Origin of the sequence: Shewanella alkalitolerans (assembly GCF_019457575.1) — a bacterium.
GTDB classification, from domain to species: domain Bacteria; phylum Pseudomonadota; class Gammaproteobacteria; order Enterobacterales; family Shewanellaceae; genus Shewanella; species Shewanella loihica.
The window spans coordinates 680,278-702,745 of sequence record NZ_CP080422.1 but is presented as its reverse complement, the minus strand read 5'-3'; the positions used below and the strand labels follow the sequence as shown (position 1 = coordinate 702,745).

At 54.9% G+C, this 22,468-nt stretch carries 14 protein-coding genes; 8 read left to right on the top strand and 6 right to left on the bottom strand.

Annotated elements, in window-relative coordinates:
- Positions 1–31: 31 nt before the first annotated feature.
- Positions 32–364, top strand: coding sequence for a hypothetical protein (locus tag K0J45_RS03165; protein ID WP_220044206.1), 333 nt, complete (start codon positions 32–34; stop codon positions 362–364).
- A gap of 80 nt (positions 365–444) precedes the next feature.
- Positions 445–1,248 (top strand): ion transporter, encoded by an 804-nt coding sequence (locus tag K0J45_RS03160; protein WP_220044205.1) that lies wholly within the window; start codon positions 445–447, stop codon positions 1,246–1,248.
- 121 nt (positions 1,249–1,369) lie between these two features.
- Here the strand turns inward: K0J45_RS03160 and K0J45_RS03155 are convergent, their stop codons facing one another.
- Positions 1,370–2,857 carry a CYTH domain-containing protein gene (locus tag K0J45_RS03155; RefSeq protein ID WP_220044204.1) on the bottom strand — a complete coding sequence of 496 codons (1,488 nt, stop codon included), beginning with the start codon at positions 2,855–2,857 and terminating at the stop codon, positions 1,370–1,372.
- Positions 2,858–3,110: 253 nt separating this feature from the next.
- Between K0J45_RS03155 and K0J45_RS03150 the strand changes: the two genes are divergently transcribed.
- From K0J45_RS03150 to putA, 4 genes are all read left to right on the top strand, one after another.
- Positions 3,111–3,791 carry a TIGR00153 family protein gene (locus K0J45_RS03150; protein ID WP_011864424.1) on the top strand — a complete coding sequence of 227 codons (681 nt, stop codon included), beginning with the start codon at positions 3,111–3,113 and terminating at the stop codon, positions 3,789–3,791.
- Between the two features lie 24 nt (positions 3,792–3,815).
- Positions 3,816–5,084, top strand: a complete 1,269-nt coding sequence (locus K0J45_RS03145) for an inorganic phosphate transporter (protein WP_220044203.1) — start codon at positions 3,816–3,818, stop codon at positions 5,082–5,084.
- A gap of 301 nt (positions 5,085–5,385) precedes the next feature.
- Complete coding sequence (locus K0J45_RS03140) at positions 5,386–5,934, top strand: TIGR04211 family SH3 domain-containing protein (RefSeq protein ID WP_011864422.1); 549 nt, start codon at positions 5,386–5,388, stop codon at positions 5,932–5,934.
- A gap of 330 nt (positions 5,935–6,264) precedes the next feature.
- The gene (gene putA / locus K0J45_RS03135; RefSeq protein WP_220044202.1) at positions 6,265–9,444 is read left to right on the top strand and encodes a bifunctional proline dehydrogenase/L-glutamate gamma-semialdehyde dehydrogenase PutA; all 3,180 of its coding nucleotides are present in this window, start codon (positions 6,265–6,267) and stop codon (positions 9,442–9,444) included.
- A 114-nt stretch (positions 9,445–9,558) separates the two neighbouring features.
- On the opposite strand, the gene cydC is transcribed toward putA, so the two are convergent.
- From cydC to K0J45_RS03110, 5 genes are all read right to left on the bottom strand, one after another.
- Complete coding sequence (gene cydC, locus K0J45_RS03130) at positions 9,559–11,334, bottom strand: heme ABC transporter ATP-binding protein/permease CydC (protein WP_220044201.1); 1,776 nt, start codon at positions 11,332–11,334, stop codon at positions 9,559–9,561.
- Positions 11,334–13,097: a heme ABC transporter permease/ATP-binding protein CydD gene (gene cydD, locus K0J45_RS03125; protein ID WP_220044200.1), complete on the bottom strand. Its 1,764-nt coding sequence runs from the start codon at positions 13,095–13,097 to the stop codon at positions 11,334–11,336. The genes cydC and cydD overlap by 1 nt, the downstream gene beginning before the upstream one ends.
- 705 nt (positions 13,098–13,802) lie before the next feature.
- The gene (locus K0J45_RS03120) at positions 13,803–15,203 is read right to left on the bottom strand and encodes a S8 family peptidase (RefSeq protein ID WP_220044199.1); all 1,401 of its coding nucleotides are present in this window, start codon (positions 15,201–15,203) and stop codon (positions 13,803–13,805) included.
- 657 nt (positions 15,204–15,860) lie between these two features.
- Positions 15,861–16,706, bottom strand: a complete 846-nt coding sequence (locus K0J45_RS03115) for a hypothetical protein (RefSeq protein WP_220044198.1) — start codon at positions 16,704–16,706, stop codon at positions 15,861–15,863.
- Between the two features lie 423 nt (positions 16,707–17,129).
- Positions 17,130–18,914 (bottom strand): sensor histidine kinase, encoded by a 1,785-nt coding sequence (locus K0J45_RS03110; RefSeq protein WP_220045205.1) that lies wholly within the window; start codon positions 18,912–18,914, stop codon positions 17,130–17,132.
- Positions 18,915–19,270: 356 nt separating this feature from the next.
- Between K0J45_RS03110 and K0J45_RS03105 the strand changes: the two genes are divergently transcribed.
- On the top strand, positions 19,271–19,870 hold the full coding sequence (locus K0J45_RS03105) for a response regulator transcription factor (RefSeq protein WP_220044197.1): 600 nt from the start codon (positions 19,271–19,273) through the stop codon (positions 19,868–19,870).
- Positions 19,871–20,173: 303 nt separating this feature from the next.
- Positions 20,174–22,456, top strand: coding sequence for a thiosulfate reductase PhsA (phsA, locus tag K0J45_RS03100; RefSeq protein ID WP_220044196.1), 2,283 nt, complete (start codon positions 20,174–20,176; stop codon positions 22,454–22,456).
- The last annotated feature ends 12 nt before the right edge of the window (positions 22,457–22,468 follow it).

The following is a 22,468-nucleotide window of genomic DNA, read 5'->3' as shown; positions in this document are numbered from 1 at the left end:
TGCAAGATTCACAGCACCTTAAGGCAAGCTAATGACCAAGAATAAGAAGCTGCTTCCCGAACAGTGGCAGCAGAATCAGAAAGCCGCCAAGGCCACCCAGGTCGCCTTCGATCTGGACGAGAAGTTTCAATACTCTATCCGCAAGGCTGCGCTAGATGCCGGTGTCAGCCCCTCAGATCAGATCCGCAGCATTCTAGGGCTGGCCACCACCAAGCGGCCCAAGCGTCCACGCCTCACCGTCTCCCTCAGCCCGGAAGATTATCAACTGCTGGCGGAGAAATATGGCCTGGCCGCCGATGAGCAACTGGAAATAAAACGCCGCGTATTGGATGACCTGGTTCATTTTGTCGACAAAAACGAATAAGATCATGGGCTGATCACAAATCAAGGGCGACTCACAGGGAAATTCGGCTTGAGCGCCGCCGCCAAAAAGGAATCGATATCATGATCGATAGAAAGCGCTGGCTTCTGCCCATCAACCAGAACCCCACTCCCTTCGAGCTGGCGATGATGCTGCTCTCCCTGATCTCTGTCATCGTGGTGCTCATGTTGACCTTCGCCAAGCTGGATGGCGAGACCCGCCGCCTACTCTTCTTCATCGACACCAGCATCTGCGTCATCTTCATCAGCTACTTCTTTATCAACCTGTTTCGCGCCGAAGATAAGCGTGACTACTTCAGGCACCACTGGATCGACCTGGTGGCCAGTATCCCCGCCATCGAAGCCTTGAGGCTGGCCCGCTTCTTCCAGATCTTGCGGGTGATCCGCCTGATCCGCATGACCCGTTCTATTCTTATCCCCCTGATGCGCCAGCGCCAGGAGACCACCCTCGCCAGCCTGTTGGTGGCCATGGTGACCATACTCACCCTCGCCTCTGTGATGATTCTGTTGGTGGAGAGTGGCGACCCCAATGCCAATATCCACACCGCAGAAAATGCCATCTGGTGGGCGCTGGTGACCATCTCTACCGTGGGCTATGGCGACTATTATCCTGTCACCACGATAGGCCACTTCATCGGCGGCCTAGTGATCGTCTGTGGGGTGAGCTTCTTCGGGGTGATCTCGGGTTACATGGCCTCTATCTTCATCGCACCAGACAGCAAGCAACATCAGGAGGCTCAGAGCCAACAGATGCGTGACGAGCTACAGATAGTGCTGCAGCGGATGGAGAAGAATCAGGAGACCCTGCTGGCGGAGATAGCAACCCTCAAGCGCCAGCTGGATGAAAAGAAAGAGGCTAAAGACTGACTCGGCGCCTAGGCGCCGAGTCAGGGTGCGAATGTGAGTTTGAGTGGAAGTGTGTAAGTATTAGCGCGTAAGCCGAGCGCACTAACACCTTAACTCCCCTGCCCACTAACCGCTATAAGCCTTAACGCCAATAGGGCTGTACCTTGAGGGCCGAGCGGCGCGAATGCTCCATGGCAAACAGCAGGCTCTGCTCTTTACTGTCGAGCCAATCACCGATATCCCGCCCCTGCGTGGCGGCGGTTTGCCTCAGACAGTGGTAGGCACCCAGGGTGCGTATGCCTAATACCAAGTCCTGCCAGGGGGCGCGGAACTGATCCCGCGGCTTATGCTTATACAGCTCACCATAGGCGACCCCGACCAGGATGCTCTCATCCAGCGCCTTGGCAAAAGATTGATAATCTTCGCTGCTCAGCTCGGCATTGGAGGGCATTAAATCGACAATCTGTTGCCAGGAAGCTTCCTGCAGCCGATCGGCAAAGGCCTGCAGGCTCTGCTGCTCGCTGATATACACCTGCCCGGCATTCACCGCCATCAAGAGGCTCACCAGACGCACCTGCAGCTGGCCATAGGTTACATGGTTAAGCATGGCATCTATCTTTTGCGGCATCTCCAGGGCGGCCAGCTCATGGCGCACCGCATCCAGCAAGCCTTCGGACTCACTCAGGTTACTCAGCAGGGCACCGTCGCCGTCCAGCAGCTCACACAGACTCAGCCCCTTGTCGACAAAGCTCAGCTGCGACTCTATGGCATCGAAGGCCTGCAGCAATTTGTCATCCAACAGGGAAAACTGCGCCAGGGTGCAACGCAGCAGGCGAATGCAGGCACGCAGACGATAGCCAAGCAACGGCAGCTGACGCGCCGCCTGACGGGATTCCAGCAGCATCTCTTCCAGCAGCTGCCAGCGATCAAGACCGGTTTCCAGTAGGGTCACCAGGGCCTGCTTCGGAGTGCCCTTCTTTGGCAGGGCGATAAAGGCCAGGGTATCTAGCTGCAGTGGGCTGGCCATGGCCGCCAGGCGATAGCCTCGCTGGGCCTTGCTGGCACGCCCAAGTCTCGCCGGGATCTGCTCTGTCACCCGCTCCGCCAGCGCCAATAGCGCCTGGGCATCTCCCGCCAGCAACTCAAATTCCAGCTCACAGATAGGCTCGCACTGGCCATTGGCACTGATGCTGCCGATATCCAGCGCCACCTCTACCAGGCTCTCATCTAGATAGATATGCCAGCTCATGCGGGTAAAATCTGTGTCGAACAGTGAGACCAGCGCATCCTGCACCGGGCCGATTTCGGCGTCCTCTGGCCAGATCTCAGTGGGGAAAAGCGACAAATTGACCTTTGCTTGATCGATATCAATATTGTACTCGGGACGGGAGTGCACCCCGCCTACCACAGTGCCGGCGGTCTTGATCGTCTGCTCAAATTGACCGTCTCGACCACGAATACGCAGTCCCATGTCCCAGCGTCTGAGCTGAAGATCTGGGGTATCGTAGTAACTGTTGGTCAGATGAATCGCGCCTTTTGCATCGCTATGGGGTAGACTGTTAAGCAGTGATACCAAGGCTTCGCGTTTGTTTTCGGGGAAAAATAGTTTTAGCTCTATCTCGGCTTCCATTCGCCAGCTGCTCACTTTTTTAATCTAGGACTCGGAACTGTAATGAATGTGTCATTATACTTTAATGAAAATTTCACAATGTCATATTAATGTCATAATCGACCATTAGTATCTCGCATTGCAGTTTATATATAACTCGTTAGAATAAAAACTGTGGGTTTTTATATAAAAACACAGTTTCAATACGCGGACGCTTGGGTTAACATGCGCCCGCATTTTCCAACAGTGGAATAACCTAAATAGGTACACGGCAATGCCAGTAAACTCTATTTTGGGCGTGTTTGCAAAATCGCCAATTAAACCATTACAAGATCATATCGACAAGGTGCACGATTGTGCCTCGATCCTTGTACCATTTTTTGACGCTACTGTCGCAGGTGACTGGGACAAAGCGGTTCAACTCCGTAAGCAAATCAGCCAATCAGAACGTGAAGCAGACGAACTCAAGCGTGAGATCCGCTTAACGCTTCCCGGCGGCCTGTTTATGCCAGTTGAAAGAACAGACTTACTGGAGCTACTTACCCAGCAAGATAAAATCGCCAACAAGGCGAAAGACATTTCAGGTCGCGTTATCGGCCGTCAGCTACTTGTCCCAGAAGCAATTCAAGATACCTTTAATGCCTACCTGGCACGCTGTCTCGATGCAGTGGCTCAGGCTAAGCAAGCCATTAACGAACTCGATGACCTGCTAGAAACAGGTTTCAGAGGCCGTGAGGTCGATCTTGTCGCTAAAATGATCGTGGAACTCGACAAAATTGAAGAGGACACCGACGATCTACAAATCAAAATCCGTCGTCAGTTGTTTAGCATCGAGAATCAGCTAAACCCTGTGGATGTGATGTTCCTCTATAAGATAATTGAGTGGGTTGGAGACTTGGCAGACCTTGCCGAGCGTGTCGGTTCCCGCCTAGAGCTAATGTTAGCTCGCGTCTAAAAACAAAGTTATCAAGGTATCAACATGGTTGATGTATTAATCACCAATGGCCCGTGGCTAATTGCCATTGCGGCTGCATTTGGATTTTTAATGGCGTGGGGTATTGGCGCAAACGATGTCGCTAATGCTATGGGAACCTCAGTAGGTTCAAACGCGATCACCATTAAACAAGCGATCATCATCGCGATGATCTTCGAATTTGCCGGCGCGTACCTCGCAGGCGGTGAAGTGACCAGCACGATCCGTAAAGGGATCATAGATTCGGCCTATTTTGTCGACTCGCCTGAGCTGCTGGTGTACGGCATGATCTCGGCGCTACTGGCTGCCGGTATCTGGTTGGTTGTCGCATCAGCCCTGGGCTGGCCGGTATCGACCACTCACTCTATCGTTGGCGCTATCGTAGGTTTCGCCGCCGTGGGTGTGAGCGCCGATTCTGTTGCCTGGAGCAAGGTATTGGGTATCGTGGGGTCATGGATCATCACCCCGGCGATCTCTGGCTTTATCGCCTTTACCATCTTCCAAAGTGTACAGAAGCTGATCTTCAACACTGACAACCCGCTGGAAAACGCCAAGCGTTACGTGCCTTTCTACATGGCACTGGCCGGTTTCGTCATGTCGCTGGTGACCATCAAGAAGGGTCTGAAACACGTAGGTCTGCACTTCACCAACGTCGAAGCCTACTCACTGGCTGTCGTTATCGCGATCCTGGTGGGCATTGGCGGTATGATTGCCATCAAACGTCTAAAGATGAGCCAGAGCGCCGATCGTCAGACGCAGTTTGGTAACGTGGAGAAGGTATTCGCTATTCTGATGGTTGTGACCGCTTGTTGTATGGCGTTCGCCCACGGTTCTAACGATGTCGCCAACGCTATTGGCCCTCTGGCCGCCGTGGTATCCGTGGTAAATAGCGGTGGCGAGATCGCCAGCAAGGCTGAATTAGTCTGGTGGATCCTACCACTGGGTGCCTTCGGTATCGTCATGGGTCTGGCTATCTTCGGTAAGCGTGTGATGCAGACTATCGGTAAGAACATCACTCACCTGACACCTAGCCGTGGTTTTGCCGCCGAACTGGCTGCCGCCTCGACCGTGGTTATCGCCTCGGGTACGGGTCTGCCTATCTCGACCACTCAGACACTGGTTGGTGCCGTGTTGGGTGTTGGTATGGCACGTGGTATCGCCGCCATCAACATCGGCGTGGTACGTAACATCGTGGTCTCTTGGGTAGTCACACTGCCTGCAGGCGCGGGCCTGTCGATCATCTTCTTCTTCATGATCAAGGGGATCTTTAGCTAAGCTAAGCCCTATTCATGAGAGAATAAAAAGGAAGCCTCAGGGCTTCCTTTTTTGTTGCCTGTTTCAGCGGATATCTTCTGTCCAGCTTACTCGCCAAAGCTTGCGGATCTTACCAGGTAAAGCTCTCGCCACTTGTTAGCAAATCCTTGTGCAACTTGTCTGCCACACTTACCTACTACGAAGATTAATTCCTGGTAACACTTCCCATGTTGCACTTGCAAATAGGTGGCTAAATCCCTAGCATGTGCCAATATTTCGCTGAAGAGAACTCAAAGTGTTAAGACTCCTATCTATTCTCGCCATGATGCTAATATCATCGACTCTGATGGCGGCAGAGCAGACCCGTTATATCTCAGATAACGTCTACACCTTCATTCACGGTGGTCCTGGCACCCAATACCGTATTCTGGGCAGCGTCGAAGCCGGTCAACCGGTCACCTACCTGGGTGAGATGCAAAACGACTACGCCAAGGTCGTCGACCACAAGGGCCGCGAAGGCTGGGTCGACAGCAAGATGCTGGACTCTGGCAAGAGCTTCCGTGTGCAGCTGCCAGAGGTTCAGGCCGAACTCGACAGAGTCAAGGCCGAGCTTGAGAACATCACCAACGAGAGCGACAGCAGCACTCAGGTGATCCGCCAGCTACGTTCGCAACTAGCCAATGCCGAAGAAGCCCTGGCCAAGGCCTCGAGCGAGCGCGACAGCGCCACCCGCGAGCTGACCAAGCTGAAAAACGACGAGCGCTTCGAGCTGATGAAGCAAGGCGGCATGATCGCCGGTATCGGCGTGCTGATCGGTGTAATTCTGGTCTACCTGCCGCGTCCACGTCGTCGCCAGAAGAACCGTTGGTGATCATCTAGGCTTTACCGCGAGCGAGCATAATGAGCCAGGGCTGAGTCCCTGGCTTTTTTATGGCTAAAATAGCCATAAAACACCCTGAATTTTATTCATAGCGCGCCGCCACAATCCCCATAAACAGTGGCCTTAGCCGCCTTCTGGCCGGACGAGATCAAACAAAGGTCACATTCACCCACACAAGAGTGTCCCTCGTCACATATTGGAGGTATAATCGGCGCGCAAATGGCGCCAGATTGTATACAAAAATAATACTAAACGCCTGAAAACTTACCTTTTGTTCAAGCCAAAACTGTCCCTATTTAGGTCCAGGTGGAAGTGATTACTATGTTCAAAGCAAGTGAAGTTCTGACTGGTCGTTACGACTCAGCTACCCTAGATGAGCTATTTACAGCGATCACCAACAACTATATTGTCGACGAAGAGCAGTACCTCTCTGAACTGATTAAGCTTGTTCCCTCGAGCGACGACGAGATTCAACGTATTACCAAGCGTGCCCACGACCTGGTGCACAAGGTGCGTCAATACGACAAGAAAGGACTCATGGTCGGTATCGACGCCTTCCTACAACAGTACAGCCTGGAGACCCAAGAGGGGATCATCCTCATGTGTCTGGCCGAGGCTCTGCTGCGTATCCCTGATGCGGCCACCGCCGACGCCCTGATCGACGACAAACTCTCGGGCGCCAAGTGGGACGAGCACCTGAGCAAGAGTGACTCTACCCTGGTTAACGCCTCTACCTGGGGCCTGATGCTCACGGGTAAGATCATCTCCCTGGACAAGAGCATAGACGGCAAGCCAAGCAGCCTGCTAAACCGTCTGGTCAACCGCCTGGGTGAGCCTGTGATCCGCCAAGCCATGCTGGCGGCGATGAAGATCATGGGTAAGCAGTTCGTACTTGGCCGCACGGTACAAGAGGCGCTGAAGAACAGTGCAGACAAGCGCAAGCTGGGCTACACCCACAGCTACGACATGCTGGGCGAAGCCGCCCTGACCATGAAAGACGCGCAGAAGTACTACCAAGATTACTCCAATGCCATCGCGGCACTGGGCGCCCAGCAGTACGATGAGAGCGAGGCGCCACGCCCGACCATCTCTATCAAGCTATCGGCGCTGCACCCTCGCTATGAGGTGGCCAACGAAGACAGAACCATGACAGAGCTGTATGACACGCTCGTAAAATTGGTGTCTCAGGCGCGCAGCCTCAACGTCGGCGTCTCTATCGATGCCGAAGAGGTTGACCGTCTCGAGCTGTCGCTGAAACTCTTCCAGAAGCTGTATAACTCAGACGCCGCCAAGGGCTGGGGCCTGCTGGGTCTCGTGGTACAAGCTTACTCTAAGCGCGCCCTACCCGTGCTGTGCTGGATCACCCGTCTGGCCAAAGATCAGGGCGATGAGATCCCTGTACGCCTGGTGAAAGGCGCCTACTGGGACAGCGAGCTGAAATGGGCTCAGGTTGCCGGCGAAGGCGGATACCCGCTGTTTACCCGCAAGGCAGGCACAGACGTCTCTTACCTGGCCTGTGCGCGCTACCTGCTGTCTGACGCCACCCGCGGCGCCATCTACCCGCAGTTTGCCAGCCACAACGCCCAGACAGTGGCCGCCATCACCGACATGGCCGGCGACCGTCTGTATGAGTTCCAGCGCCTGCACGGCATGGGCGAAGAGCTGTACGATACCCTGCTGGCCGAGAGCGGCGTAAGCACGGTTCGTATCTACGCCCCTGTGGGTGCCCACAAAGATCTGCTGCCTTACCTAGTGCGTCGCCTGCTGGAAAACGGCGCCAACACCTCGTTCGTACACAAGCTGGTCGACCCTAAGACACCGATCGAATCTTTGGTTGTCCACCCATTGACGACCCTACAAAGCTATAAAACCCTAGCCAACAATAAAATCGTTCAGCCGATCGACATCTTCGGCGCCGAACGTAAAAACTCCAAGGGAATCAACATGAACATCATCTCAGAATCTGAGCCTTTCTTCGCCGCGCTGGACAAGTTCAAAGACCAACAGTGGTCTGCCGGCCCTATCGTCAATGGCGAAACCCTCAGCGGTGAAACCATTGAGGTGAAGAGCCCATACGACACCACACAGATCGTCGGCAAGGTTGCCTTCGCCAACAATCAGGCGATCGAGCAGGCTCTGGCCAGCGCCCACAACGCCTTCGGCAGCTGGTGCTCAACCCCGGTTGAAGTACGTGCCAACGCACTACAGAAGCTGGCGGATCTGCTTGAAGAGAACCGCGAAGAGCTGATCGCTCTCTGTACCCGTGAAGCGGGTAAGAGCATTCAAGACGGCATCGACGAGGTGCGCGAGGCGGTCGACTTCTGTCGCTACTACGCGGTACAAGCCAAGAAGATGATGGGCAAGCCTGAGCTGCTGCCTGGCCCAACGGGTGAGCTGAACGAGCTGTTCCTGCAGGGTCGTGGCGTATTCGTCTGTATCAGCCCATGGAACTTCCCACTGGCGATATTCCTAGGTCAGGTCACCGCAGCCCTTGCGGCGGGTAACACTGTGGTTGCCAAGCCTGCCGAGCAGACCTCTATCGTAGGTTACCGCGCGGTGCAGCTGGCCCATGAAGCCGGTATTCCGAAGGAAGCCCTGCAGTTCCTGCCTGGTACGGGTGCGACCGTTGGCGCGACCATCACGGCCGATGAGCGTATCGGCGGCGTCTGCTTTACCGGCTCTACCGTGACCGCTAAGCGCATCAACCTGACACTGGCCCAGCGTGACGGCGCCATCATCCCGCTGATCGCCGAAACGGGTGGTCAAAACGCCATGGTGGTGGACTCGACTTCACAGCCAGAGCAGGTGGTTAACGACGTGGTTTCCTCTTCGTTCACCAGCGCTGGTCAGCGTTGTTCGGCCCTGCGCGTGCTCTATCTACAGGAAGATATCGCCGATCGCGTGATCGACGTGATGAAGGGCGCAATGGACGAGCTGACCATAGGCAACCCAGGTTCGGTGAAGACGGATGTCGGCCCGGTTATCGACGCCACCGCCAAGGCGAACCTCAACGCCCACATAGACCATATCAAGCAGGTAGGTCGTCTGATCAACCAGCTGGAGCTGCCAGCAGGCACCGAGAATGGTCACTTCGTGGCGCCGACTGCGGTAGAGATCGACTCTATCAAGGTGCTGGAGAAGGAACACTTCGGTCCTATCCTGCACGTGATCCGCTACAAGGCAGCCGACCTGCCTAAGGTGATCGACGACATCAACTCAACCGGTTTCGGTCTGACCCTGGGCATCCACAGCCGCAACGAGGGCCATGCCCTGGAAGTGGCCGACAAGGTCAACGTGGGTAACGTCTACATCAACCGTAACCAGATCGGCGCCGTAGTTGGCGTGCAGCCGTTCGGCGGCCAAGGCCTGTCGGGCACGGGTCCTAAGGCGGGTGGTCCACACTACCTGACCCGTTTCGTCACCGAGAAGACGCGCACCAACAACATCACCGCCATCGGTGGTAACGCCACCCTTCTTTCTCTGGGTGACAGCGAAGAATAATCTCGCTAAGCGCTCTCGTTAAGCGACAAACAAAAAAGCCAGTGGATTGCCACTGGCTTTTTTATTACCCGTCACTAGGACTAAGAGCTAAGCACTCAAGGCGAAGAAAACGCCTTAACTTAGCACGCGGTTCAGGCTGGCGTAGTGGGCATCCTGTGCCAGCAGACTTTGGTGAGTACCGCTGATGCGGATCTTGCCCGCCTCCATCAGGTGGATGCTATCCATCTTGTCCATGGCCGTCAGTCTGTGGCTTATCATCACCATGGTCTTATCCTTAGCAAAATCGAGCAACAGCGCCATTATCTCTCGCTCGGTGCGTTGATCCAGCCCCTCGGTTGGCTCGTCCAGCAGCAATAATGGCGCGTCACGCAGCAGCGCCCTGGCCACGCCGATACGGCGACGCTCACCGCCGGAGAGCTGTCTGCCGCCCTCGCCTATCCAGTTATCCAGCGGCTTGTCACCTTGGGTTAATGTCCCTAGGCCGACACGCTGGAGCACCTCAATCAGCTTGGCATCGTTGGCCTCACGCCATGCTTTGCGCTCGGCGCGGCTACCAGAGGGCGCCTGCTCAAACTGCGCCAGAGTCAGGTTGTCGCGCAGGGTGCCGGCAAACAGATAGATACGCTGACTCACTACCGTCATGGCGCGGCGCAGCGCCTGCTCGCTGTAATCTTCGATGGGGCGGCCATCGAGTAGGATAGTGCCCGACTCGGGCGTCCACTCCCGGGTGATGAGCGACAACAGGCTCGACTTGCCGCAGCCGGTCTGGCCCAACAGGGTTAGCTTCTCGCCCGGCTCCACCTCCAGGCTCAAATCGTCCAATACCCGCTGGCCCGGCTGATAGCCGAAGCTGACACCCGCGATAGACAGGGCGCCGCGACTCGCCGCCAGACTAGCCTCTTCGCCATAGCCGATGCTGGGGCGACGCTCGGTGATCTCACTCACCCGCTCGGCCGCCTGCACGCAGGCCGACAGGTGCTGAAAGGCGCCAGCCAGCGGCATCAACATCTCGATACAGGCCAGGGTCATAAACACCACCAGCGCCAGCAGCGGCCCAGGCGGCACCTTATCCCCCACCCCATCGGCGGCGAGATAACAGAGCAGCACCAGCGCCAGGCCATGGCTTAGGATCAGCAGCGCCTGACTCAGGGCGGTCACTGCCGTCATGGTGGACTGGCTAGTAAACAGCTTGGCCTGGGCACTATCCAGCTCGGCCCTGAAGCGCTTTTCGGCGCCAAACAGTGTCAGCTCCGCCTGACCTTGCAGGTATTCCAGCAGCAGCACCCGGTATTGGCGGCGGCTCTCCAGCTGGGCGATGCCCGGCCTGTGGCCCAAACGATAAAAAACCAGGGGCAGCAGGAACCATAAACTCAGCAACACGCCGCACAGGGTCAGCGCCAGCTCACTATCGAACCAGGAAAGAAAGCCATACAGGGCGGCGATCATCAAGAGCGAGGCCAGCAGCGGCGTTACCAGCCGCAGATAGAGATGATCCAGGGTGTCGATATCGGCCACTAGGCGATTGAGCAGATCGCCGCCGCGCAGATGACTGAGATCTTTGGCGCTCAGTGGCATCAGCTTACCCCAGGCCCAGGTGCGCAGCTCGGTTAGCAGGCGGAAGGTGGCCTCGTGGGTCGCCAAACGCTCGCCATAGCGGCTGGCGGTACGGGCGATGGAGAGGAAACGTACCCCGCCGGCCGGGGTGAAATAGTTAAAGGCCTGGGCGGTCACGACACTCAGCCCCGCCACCGCGGTGGCCGACAGGAACCAGCCCGACAGTGACAGTAGGCCGATCCCCGCCATCAGGGTAGTCAGGCTCAGCAGCAGCCCCACCAGCATCATCAGCCACTGGCGCTTAAACAGCTTGATAAAAGGCAGCAGGTGTTTCATTACGCCTCCTCCTGTCGATGGCACAGGTCGCTAAACAGTCCGGGTTCGGCCATCAGGGTGTGATAATCCCCCTGCTGCACCAGCTTGCCACCATCCAGCACCCAGATCCTGTCCATATCGATGAGGGCATCGAAGCGATGGGTAACCAGCAAGCTGGTGGCGCCCTGGCGCGCATCGAACAGCGCCTGCATCACCGCCGCCTCGCTGTGGCTATCCAGGCTGGCGGTCGGCTCATCGAGCACAAACAGCTTGGCCGACTGACCTAGGGCCCTTGCCAGACACAGACGCTGCGCCTGCCCCACGGACACCCCGGCGCTCTGCTCCCCTATGGGGTGAGCGAGCCCAAGAGGCTGTGCCCGCACAAAATCGCCGATACGGGCGATGTCCAGCAATGTATAAATGGCTTCTTCCGTCATCGTCTTACCCATGGCGACGTTGTCGCCAATGGTGCCGTGAAACAGCTGCGGCTCCTGCCCCAGCCAGGCGAGGTGATGACGATAGCTCTCCCTGTCTAAGCTGTTCAGCTCCACACCATTTATCAGGACACTGCCGCGATAGGATAAGAAGCCCAGTAGCATGTTGAGCAGGCTGGTCTTGCCCGCCCCGCTCGGCCCGACGATGGCAAGCTGCTCGCCGCCGGTGATCTCCGCCGTTATCGGCCCAAGCAGCACCTGGCCATCCGGGCTTAACACCTCGGCCCCTTGCAGCTTAATGCTCAAAGGCGTTTCGCTGGCAAAAGCTGAGCGCGGCGTATCATCAGCCTCATCCCGTCTATGATTGAGCAGCTCCATCAGCGCCTCGGCCGCGCCTATGGCCTGGGCCTTGGCATGATAGTGAGTGCCCATATCCCGCAGGGGCTGATAAAACTCAGGTGCCAGAATCAGCACAAACAGGCCGATAAACAGCGTCATACCCGCGCCGTAGTGGCCAAAATCGAGATGGTCTAAAAAGCTAAAACCGAAATAGACGGCCAGCACGGCGATAGAGACGGCGGCGAAGAACTCCAGCACCGCCGAGCTAAGAAACGCCATGCGCAGCACCGCCATGGTACGGCTGCGAAACTCCTCCGAGGCGCTCTCGATCGCCTGCTGCTCCCGCTCACCCGCGTGGAACAGACGCAGGGTGCCAAGCCCCCTCAGCCTATCCATGAAGTGGCCGCTCAGACGCGACAGGGCGCCGAAGTTTTTGCGGTTAGCATCGGCGGCGCCCATGCCCACCAAGATCATAAACAGAGGGATCAGCGGCGCGGTGGCCAGCAGAATGATCCCCGCCGCCCAGTTGATGGGAAACACCACGGCCAATATGCTCAGGGGAATAAAGCCCGCCAGCATCATCTGCGGCAGGTATTTAGCGTAGAAATCGTGAAGGTCTTCCACCTGCTCCAGCACTATGCTGGCCCAGCTCCCCGCCGGACGCCCCTTGATAAACACAGGCCCCAGCTCCACCAACTTATTGAGCACACTCTCACGAATTTGACTGCGCAGCAACATGCCCGCCTTGAAACTGATGCGCTCACGGCCATAGGCCAGCGCCGCCCGCAGCACTATCACACCAATCAGGGCGATGAATTCGTTGGTAAAGGCCTCACGAGGCAGGTTTTCGATGATCAGGCCATGAAGCATGGTCGCCAGCAGATAGGCCTGGGCCACCAAGGCGAAGCCGGTAAGCACACCAAACAACACGGTCAGATTGAGGTAGGCGCCACAGGCCGATTTTTGCTGCTTAAGCCAGCGGCCGAGGACTTTTTCGAGGGTCTTATCCATTGAGCTCCGCGCGTTATCAGGCAGGGACACTAAGTTCGATGGCAAGAGTATCGCAGGCTCGCGCACAGGAATAAACCAGCGGATGGGGAATTGTTAGTAGGCTCACAAAAATTGAGCTAGATCAAAAAAACCGGGAACTCAGTTTTTATCGAGTTTGGTCTTGGAGATGGAATTTGTTGGCAAGTTATTGCCTGTCCCAGAAGGCGGACCTTGACCCATTTTCACGTAACGCCATGAAGCAACTAAGCCGTATTGATATTGGATAGTTAACTGATGAGCGCACCTTTAAGGCTATCTAACGCCTACCCGGCGGGGGTTGTGCAGATACGCCTGTGAGACGCCGTGAATAAATCCCTTTAGGCTCTGCCGAAACATCCCTGTTTCGGAAGCTCACCGGCGTATCTACACTCGGTATCCAACGCCTCTTCGATTTGACCTTATCCAATGCTTATAAGGAGTTAGCACCCCACCTATATCAGTTAATAGCCTACCGCAGATGCTGTATATGGGGTTGATAGCGCGACCTCAGAGGCAAAACAGGTCTTTGGCTGAACAGCCTTATTCTCTGTCGCTTTTAAAAACTCACTTTATTCGAGGTAAATTTGGCGGTGACTTGTTGAGAATTGATCCTTACACATAAAAAATCAGCCACAACAAAGGTTGTGGCTGATTATCTGCTTACTCATAAACCGAGTAATGGCATTATCAATTAGCTGGGGCGTATGCCTTACCGTGACCATAGACATCATCGCGGCCAGGTTTACCCAAGTCCTGCGCCAATCGACGCATTTCCGCTTCCAGATTAGGTGGGTCCATATGACCACCATTGGCACTGACAATCAATGCTGCGACGCCTGCGGCATGAGGAGAGGCCATAGAGGTTCCCACAGACCAATACCAGCCACCGTTACCCGTTGAAAACACAAAGTCAAATACATAACAGTCGCGGGTAATACCAGCCACAGTACAAGATGAATCACCACCAGGAATAAACAGGCTGCTGTAATCGCCACCTGGCGCACCAAAGTGGATCTCAGATTGACCATAATTTGAATAGATGGCCAACTTATCTAAATCGGCACCAGGATTAGCTCCCCACAGTTGAGGCCCCAAGGCCGATACAGCATTCACCGCAGGTAAACCTGAAGGCAGATGCATCAGGCTGTCTGTCTTGTCTAAATCAGTTGCTTCATTACCCGCAGAAGCAAACAGGGTCACGCCATGCTGCCTCGCATAGGTTGCCGCCTTAGAATAAGTAGCAATAAACTGGGCAATACCGTCTTTCCCCCCTACCTCGAAGCGAACATCATCGGAGGTATCATAAGGCGTGTCATTCAGGTCGAAATAACCATTACGGCGTACTGCCAGGCCTAAACTCATGTTGATGATATCCACGTCATTGTCGGCGGCGTAGACCATGGCCTGCATGGTGCCGTAGGAGCTACCGCTTCCGGTATCGGCAGATAAGACTTTAAGGATAACCAGCTCAGCCTCTGGGGCGACCCCAATAGTACCAAAACCGTTGTCAGCGGCAGCAATGGTACCTGCGGTGTGAGAACCATGATTGCCAACGGAAGCACCGGCATAATCCCATGCTTCATCCTCTACAAATGAGCGGCTAAGCGAGACATTAATATTGGGCGCTAAATCTGGATGAGCCCCATCGGCACCACTATCTAGTACGGCAACGCGAGCGCCTTGGCCTCGATAGCCCGCATTCCAGGCATCCACGGCACCAACCGCAACATGCCCCCATTGCAAGTCAAAGAAGCGATCATCATCTCCGCTCGCCGGAGGATTACTATAAATAGCGTCCATACTCACAGATAACTGTTCTGTGTCAGCCATCGCCTCTGCCACCTTAGGCACGAAGGCTGTGGCATCTGGAACCAGGGCCAGGCCTGTCGCCGCCGCACTGTCCACGGAGGAAAAGGCAACCTGACATACGCCAATTTGCGCAATACAGCTCTTAAGCACACCACCTTTAGCGGCGATATCGGCGGCTACTTTTTGTTGATCAAACTTGCCATTTACATCGTAAATGAAATCCATCCCATAGGCTTGGCCAGCACAGAGTACAGCCATAGCGAGCAGAGTCTTTTTCATGTCGCATCCTTGAATTATTGTGATAATGAACCAAATAAATCTCTATTCGCCGGACACAACATACTTCGACTCGACGCTAAGACCCATAACATTATCCCAACATTTCAGGGGATACAACTCTGTCCAGCGAACATAATTGTTTAAAATACAAACAAAGATAGATAGGCAGACGGCTACTACTATGGGTTTAGCTATGGACTTAGCTTTAATCTGAATTTGAATTAATTCGAGAGACTGAAGGTCGTACCTTCATGGCTATCTATCGCCTTCCCGGCGGGTGCGGTAAATGGATGTACCAATGTCACGATCACATGGATGTGATGGAGTGACCTCATGTGCAAACACGTTTTTGGCCCACCACAAGCACGTCCATGTGGGCTCTACGAAATAATCTGACCTACATGGATGTAGGGAATGCAGAAAAATGTCGGGAACATTTTCAGCCCTGATTTCGAAGGCCGAAAACGTGTTTACACTCGGTATCCAATGTCTCTTCGATTTGACGTTATTGGACAACCTAGCTCTAGAACATTTTTGGACATTTCCGAGTTAAAGCCTTAACTCTAACGCGTCTGTTTCAGATAAAAATTTCTATGGGTTAACGCTTAAATCAGCCGCGCTTTTTAGCGTCAGCTGAATTTTTTTGTTATGTGAATATTACTCCTCATCAAACTCGTTCATCATTGCTCGGTGAATTCGCTCCATTAGATAGCGAAACATACGGTGATCTGTCTTTTCATCGCAATGCATAGAAAGTTCTTCGGTTTCCATCATTAGCCTGTGAAATTCTTTTTCCAGAACCTCTCTTGGCGTATTTTTTCTTGTACTAAGCAACTTGTCTAACTTGTTGGATATTCTTTCATACTCAATTGAAGAAATGCCTCCTTTCGATACACCTCTTCTGTTCTCCATCAGTGATATTTCCATCATCTTCCGCATGTCATTTAACTGAGTTTGTAAAACGTCGATTGCGAAAGCTTCTTTATTGTCACCCTCTAAAGTCGGAATGCTCGCAGGATTACTCAAGGCCATTAGGCGAACAATAGAATTTACATTTCCTTGTTGGCCTTCTGCTGCTTTCGTGGCAACAATTGCCTCAGTTAACTCTTTCTGAGTCCTTAATACATCGTGATATTTCATTCCTTTGTCATACTCTAAATATCGTAAAGGGCCAATATCAAAGATTTTTGGGGTTCCTTTCTCCTGAATCAGGACGACAGGCTTATCGAATGCTTGTCGTATGCCAAGTTCAAATAAAACATTGGGATTACGAGAGCTTAGATCACAAATTGCGATTGGCGCATCAATCAATTTCTTAAGTATATCTAGATGAATGAAGTTTGTTTCTTTTACCTCATCCGCACGCCGAGGGGTGAATTCTGTAGTTGATACTGCAGGCTTGATAATATCTTCGTAAACTCGTTCAAAATGACCTTTATCATAACCATCAGCATCACTGATAGGCATTATGATAAAGCAATCTTTATTTTCTTTTTGTGCCATAGTAATTAGTCCATTCTGGCTTGAAACTTCAATTCACATAACATTTTATTAGTGCACATGCGCGTTTACCTCATTGGAAGAGTGAAACGCGCACAGTTAACTATCTGTATGTAATGAACTTATCAGTATTTTACTAAATATACCATCTGGAAAAACGCGCAATGAGGCCAAAATAACCCAGCCTTTAGATTCGCTACTCGCGCCAAATACCGTCAAATCGAAGAGACGTTAGATACCCAGTGCAGATACGACTGTGACCTTCGGTTTCAGGGATGAAACCGTAGAGCGGCCAGGGATGGCGCACAGCGTGTCACAAGCGTATCTGCACATAAGCGAGCCGCAGGCTATTGATGACAGCTGAGGTTAACGCTACAACAAAGTAGCTAAATCCCGATGCAGCCAGCAAAAAGGCTAATTTGCCGATTAGCCCAAACCGGCTAACTTCCCCCTCTCACAAGTCCCCGAGTTTCTTGGCAAACTCAAACTCACCACGCATCCCTCCCGCCAGGGAAGGTCGGCATGATTGGCGCAGTTATCTATGGTGAACTGTCCCTTGTGCTGACGCATCACGTCGCAGCAGATGGCGAGGCCGAGTCCCAGGCCGTCGTCCTTGGTGGAGTAGAAGGATGCCATAAGATCCTGGGCCTTGCCCTTGAGGCCGGGGCCATTGTCCACCAGCTTAAGGGTCGCCTGCTGGGCGCCATATTCCAGGGTCAGCAGCAGTCGCTTCTCCCTGTCGGGTTTCATCTCGGCCATGGCATCCAGGCTGTTCTTGATAAGATTCACCAGCACCTGACTCAGGCCGACTGCGTCGCCAAACAGGCTGTAGGGCTCGCCCCGCACCTCCTGGGTGAGCACTATCCCCTGCTGCTGAAACTCGCGGCGAAACAGCGCCAGTGTGTTGGTGACCACCTCATCCAGAGACAGGGCTTCAAATTGGGACTTGCGCCGCTTGAGCAGGCCACGAATGCGGTGCACCACGGCGCCGGCCCGGGCAGACTGGGCATTGATCTTGGCCAGCAGCTCATACAGATCTGAGTCGGCATCGCCGCGGCTGTTGAGCTGCATCATGCCCCCCTCGCTGTATTGGGTAATGGCGGCGATGGGCTGATTCAGCTCATGGGCCAGGCCCGAACCTATCTCGCCGAGAATAGCCGCACTCTTCATCCGCTCCACCTGCAGCGCCTTATCCTTGAGCTGACGCTCTGTGTCGATCAGAAAGTCGCTCTTCTGCCTGAACTTATACTCCAGCCAGAGGTGATAGACGGTGGACACCAGAAACAGCAACAGCAGCGCCAGGCCCCACTCCTTGTTCTTCTCCATCCACTTCAATACCGTGTAGTGCAGCGGCGGCGGTGGCGCCTTGAGTTGCAGCTCCTTAAACAGCTTGATCACCTTGAGCTGACTGATGGGCGCCGTCCAGCCCAGGGTCTTGGCCTGAATGGCGGCGGGATGATCTGGCCCCAGAGCATAGAGGGCCTGGGTGATCTTCTGGGTGATGGCCGGCGGCACGGTATCGGCGGCGGCAAAGGACCAGTTGGGGTAGAGCTGAGTACTCACCAGACACTCGTAGCCCGCCGGCATGGTGGGGTGGATCACCCTGAAATCCTCCTTCTTCACCAGACCGTCCTGAATCATCTCCTCCAGGGTACAAAAGGGGGTGATGGCCGCATCGACCGTGCCGTCACGCACCTGATAGACGATAGGCTCCAGGGGAAAGCCCAGGAAGCGCAGCGAGCCGAAATAGTTCTCCGGGTTGTAACCCATCTTATGTAGCAGGCCGATGGCGGCCTGATAGCCCCCCAAGGCCTGGGGATCGCTGGCCACCAGGTGTTTGCCTTCGAGATCCTTAAGGGTGTAGATCTGGCTGTCGGCGCGCACTATGATGGTGGAGCCGATGGCAAAGGTGGCGCCGCCATGCATATGGCTCTTCATGGTCGCCAACCAAGAGAGGGGAAAGTTGCTGCTGAGGTTAAAGTATTGCCCCGGGTTGGTGACGATAAACTGCAGCTCATGCTCCAGCAGCTGCCGGCTCATCTCGTCGAAATCCACCGGCACCACCTCGAAATGTGTGCCAGGCACCTCCTGCGACAGATAGTCCATCATGGGCTGCCAGCGCTCTATTCCCTTCTGCACTCCGTGATTGGCCAGCACCCCGACCCTGAGGTGCACCAGGTTCGCCTTGTCGCTAATCGAGGCATCGACCATCGCATCGCCTATCTCATTGGCGCTCTCACTAGCCAAGACGTTGCCGACCTGCAGCAGACAGAAAGGCAATAAGAGGCAGATCAGCGCGCCCTTGAGCCGCTCTAAGCCCCCCTTCCAACACCTTATGAGTGCAAATCCCAATCGCCCTTTCATCGCTCGCCCAATCACTGAGTTAAGCCTACTACTCTAGGCAAGAAAGCGGCGATTTGATGTGAGGCGGTGCAAACATCCCCTTGTGTCTCCATCAGAAAATTATCATTTAGTGATCTGTCTCAAAGGCCCAAATGCCCCTTTTGCCAGCCTCAAATAGAGGCGCTAGGCTAGGTGTAACCCAAGGCTAACGACCCACTAAAGCTATGCCGCAAGCCACACCGCAACCTATGCCCCTCTATCTGGTGGACGATGACGAAGCCGTCCTCGACTCCCTCAGCTTCATGCTGCGCCAGTTCGGCTATGAGATGACCACCTTCGTCTCTGGCCTGCGCTTCCTGGAAGAGGTAGATCTGAGTCAGCCAGGCTGCGTCATCCTCGACAGCCGCATGCCGGCCATCAGCGGTCAGGCGCTGCAGCAAGAATTGTTAGCTAAGCAGAGCCCTCTGGGGATCATCTTCCTCACCGGCCATGGCGACCTGCCCATGGCGGTCAATGCCTTTCGTCAGGGCGCCTGCGACTTCTTTCAGAAGCCGGTATCGGGTCAGGCCCTGGCGGCCGCCATCGACAAGAGCATGCTCCACAGCCAAAAGGCCTTCGAGGCACTGCAGCTGAGTCACAACCTGGCCACCCTGAGCGATCGCGAGCATCAGGTGCTTGAGCTGCTGATCCAGGGCAAGACCAACAAGCAGCTCTCCGAGGCGCTGTTCTTGTCGCTGCGTACCATAGAGGTACACAGATCCAACGTGATGAAGAAGCTCAAGGTGCACAACCTGGCCGAATTAGCCAAGTACAGCCAGATCTGAGACTGATAAGTAGCAACCTAGTTTTCTATTCCCCCTCTTTCCTTAGCCCCAGTCCTCAGCACCAGTCATAAGCCTTTCTTATTAGGCCCGATTCCCAAAGCCCGGTGTGAATAAAGGTCACACTTTTTTCACATTCTGGCTAAAAATCGCTGCGCCAGATCACGCGCCCCCCGCCTATGTGGTTTACCACAATACCCCTTAATTTTGTGCGGGATAACAATGGACTCAGACCTCCTGCGGGAGGGAACAAAAACCAATAACAGTGTGTGATTTCATCTGCCCTTGCAGATGAAGGAGGAAACCATGATAGAGCTTGATAGACGAACGTTTATTAAGGGTGCCGGTGCAGGGGGTGCAAGCTGTGCGCTGGCAACATTATTACCCGGTTCGCTGGCAGCGCTGGAACAGAAACCCCTACAGGGTATGGGCAAGGAAGTCGCCAGCATCTGTGAGATGTGCTCGACACGTTGCCCTATCTCGGCGCGGGTCGTCGATGGCAAGAATGTGTTTATCCAGGGCAATAGCGCCGCTAAATCCTTCGGCGGCAAGGTGTGCGCCCGTGGCGGCGCAGGTCACAGCCTGCTGTACGATCCACAGCGTATCGTTAAGCCACTGCGCCGGGTGGGCGAGCGCGGCGAAGGCAAGTGGGAAGAGATCAGCTGGCAAGAGGCCTATAAGACGATCGCCCACAAGCTTAACGACATCAAGCAGCAACATGGCCCAGAGGCCGTGGCCTTCTCCTCCAAGTCCGGCTCATTGTCGGGACACCTGTTCCACCTGGGCAAGGCCTTCGGCTCACCCAACACCTTCACCCACGCCTCCACCTGCCCCGGTGGCTATGTGATCGCCGCCAAGGCGATGTTTGGCACTAAGGTGAAACGCGACTTAAGTAACTCCAAGTACATCATCAACTTCGGTCACAATCTCTATGAAGGGATCAACATGTCCGAGACCCGCGGCCTGATGAAGGCGCAGATGAGCAAGGGCGCCAAGCTGGTGGTATTCGAGCCACGCTTCTCAATTGTGGCCGACAAGGCCGACGAATGGTTTGCCATACGTCCGGGGACAGATGTCACCGTCGCCCTGGCCCTGTGTCATGTGCTGATCTACGACAACCTCTACGACCAGGCCTTCATTGAGCGCCATGTCGAAGGTTTCGATGCCTTCGCCAAGGAGGTCAAAGCCTATACTCCAGAGTGGGCCGAGGGGATAAGCGACGTGCCCGCCAAGGACATCCGCCGCATCGCCCACGAATTTGCCGCCAAGGCGCCTCACGCCGTGGTGGACTTCGGTCACCGCGCCACCTTCACCCCAGAAGAGTTCGAGATGCGCCGCGCCCTGTTTGCCGCCAACGTGTTAATCGGCAACATTGAGCGTAAGGGCGGCCTCTACCTGGGTAAGAAGGCTAAGACCTATAACAAGTTTGCCGGCGACAAGGTCGCACCCGGCCTGGGGAAACCCGGTGTCGAGGGCATGCCTAAGCCTGCGGCCAAACGTATCGATCAGGTGGATGAGCAGTACGCCATGATGTGGTCATCGGGCGGTATCTATCAGACCATCCTCGATGCCACCCTCAAGGCCCAGCCCTATCAGCTCAGGGCCTGGGTGATGAGCCGCACCAACCCGATGCAGACCATGACAGACAGGGCCCTGGTGGTCGAGACCCTGAAGAAGCTGGATTTTGTGGTCAGCTGCGACGTCTACATCAGCGAGACCGCCGCCTACGCCGACATCATCTTGCCCGAATCCACCTATCTGGAGCGGGACGAAGAGATCGCCGACAAGTCAGGCAAGAGCCCGGCCTACTATGTGCGCCAACGTGTGGTCGAAACCATAGGCGACACTAAGCCAAGCTGGCAGATCTTTAAAGAATTAGGCCACGAGATGGGCCTGGGGCAATACTTCCCTTGGGAGAACATGGAGAGCCTGCAACTGCTGCAAGTCGATCGCGACATGGCCCGCTTCAACGAGATCAAGCAGAAGGGTTATGTCAGCTACGGCAAGCCGCTGATGCTGCGCGAACCGTCTATGGTAGCCGCATTTGTGAAGCAATACCCCAATGCCAAGCCCACAGATGATGACGGCACCTATGCCAGCGCCATGAGCTTCAAGACCCCGAGCGGCAAGATTGAACTCAGCTCAGACAAGGTCGAGAAGATGGCTGCCGGACGCGGGGTGATCAAGTACCGCGAGGTCAAACTCAAACAGGACAACGAGCTCTACTTCATCCAAGGCAAGGTGGCGGTGCACACCAATGGTGCCACCCACAACGTGCCCATGCTGGCCAACCTAATGTCTGACAACGGCGTGTGGATCCACCCTATCACCGCAGGACGCTTAGGCATTTCCAGCGGCGATCGAATCCGCCTTACCAGCAGCGTCGGCAGCGAAGAGGGTACGGCCCTGGTCACCCCGGGTATTCGTCAGGATACCGTGTTCGCCTACATGGGCTTTGGCTCTAAAAACAAAGAGCTCGCCCGAGCGACCGGTAAGGGGATTCACTGCGGTAACCTGCTACCCAACAAAACCGCGGCCGTGTGCGGCATGAATATCCACACTACTGGCATCACGCTAGCCAAGATCTAATAGGAGTCCAGT

Bases quoted from the DNA above. Each gene is read 5' to 3' on its own strand.
- K0J45_RS03165 (WP_220044206.1), top strand. From the start codon at position 32: ATGACCAAGAATAAGAAGCTGCTTCCCGAACAGTGGCAGCAGAATCAG.
- K0J45_RS03160 (WP_220044205.1), top strand. From the start codon at position 445: ATGATCGATAGAAAGCGCTGGCTTCTGCCCATCAACCAGAACCCCACT.
- K0J45_RS03155 (WP_220044204.1), bottom strand. From the start codon at position 2,857: ATGGAAGCCGAGATAGAGCTAAAACTATTTTTCCCCGAAAACAAACGC.
- K0J45_RS03150 (WP_011864424.1), top strand. From the start codon at position 3,111: ATGCCAGTAAACTCTATTTTGGGCGTGTTTGCAAAATCGCCAATTAAA.
- K0J45_RS03145 (WP_220044203.1), top strand. From the start codon at position 3,816: ATGGTTGATGTATTAATCACCAATGGCCCGTGGCTAATTGCCATTGCG.
- K0J45_RS03140 (WP_011864422.1), top strand. From the start codon at position 5,386: ATGATGCTAATATCATCGACTCTGATGGCGGCAGAGCAGACCCGTTAT.
- putA (WP_220044202.1), top strand. From the start codon at position 6,265: ATGTTCAAAGCAAGTGAAGTTCTGACTGGTCGTTACGACTCAGCTACC.
- cydC (WP_220044201.1), bottom strand. From the start codon at position 11,334: ATGAAACACCTGCTGCCTTTTATCAAGCTGTTTAAGCGCCAGTGGCTG.
- cydD (WP_220044200.1), bottom strand. From the start codon at position 13,097: ATGGATAAGACCCTCGAAAAAGTCCTCGGCCGCTGGCTTAAGCAGCAA.
- K0J45_RS03120 (WP_220044199.1), bottom strand. From the start codon at position 15,203: ATGAAAAAGACTCTGCTCGCTATGGCTGTACTCTGTGCTGGCCAAGCC.
- K0J45_RS03115 (WP_220044198.1), bottom strand. From the start codon at position 16,706: ATGGCACAAAAAGAAAATAAAGATTGCTTTATCATAATGCCTATCAGT.
- K0J45_RS03110 (WP_220045205.1), bottom strand. From the start codon at position 18,914: ATGGTCGATGCCTCGATTAGCGACAAGGCGAACCTGGTGCACCTCAGG.
- K0J45_RS03105 (WP_220044197.1), top strand. From the start codon at position 19,271: ATGCCGCAAGCCACACCGCAACCTATGCCCCTCTATCTGGTGGACGAT.
- phsA (WP_220044196.1), top strand. From the start codon at position 20,174: ATGATAGAGCTTGATAGACGAACGTTTATTAAGGGTGCCGGTGCAGGG.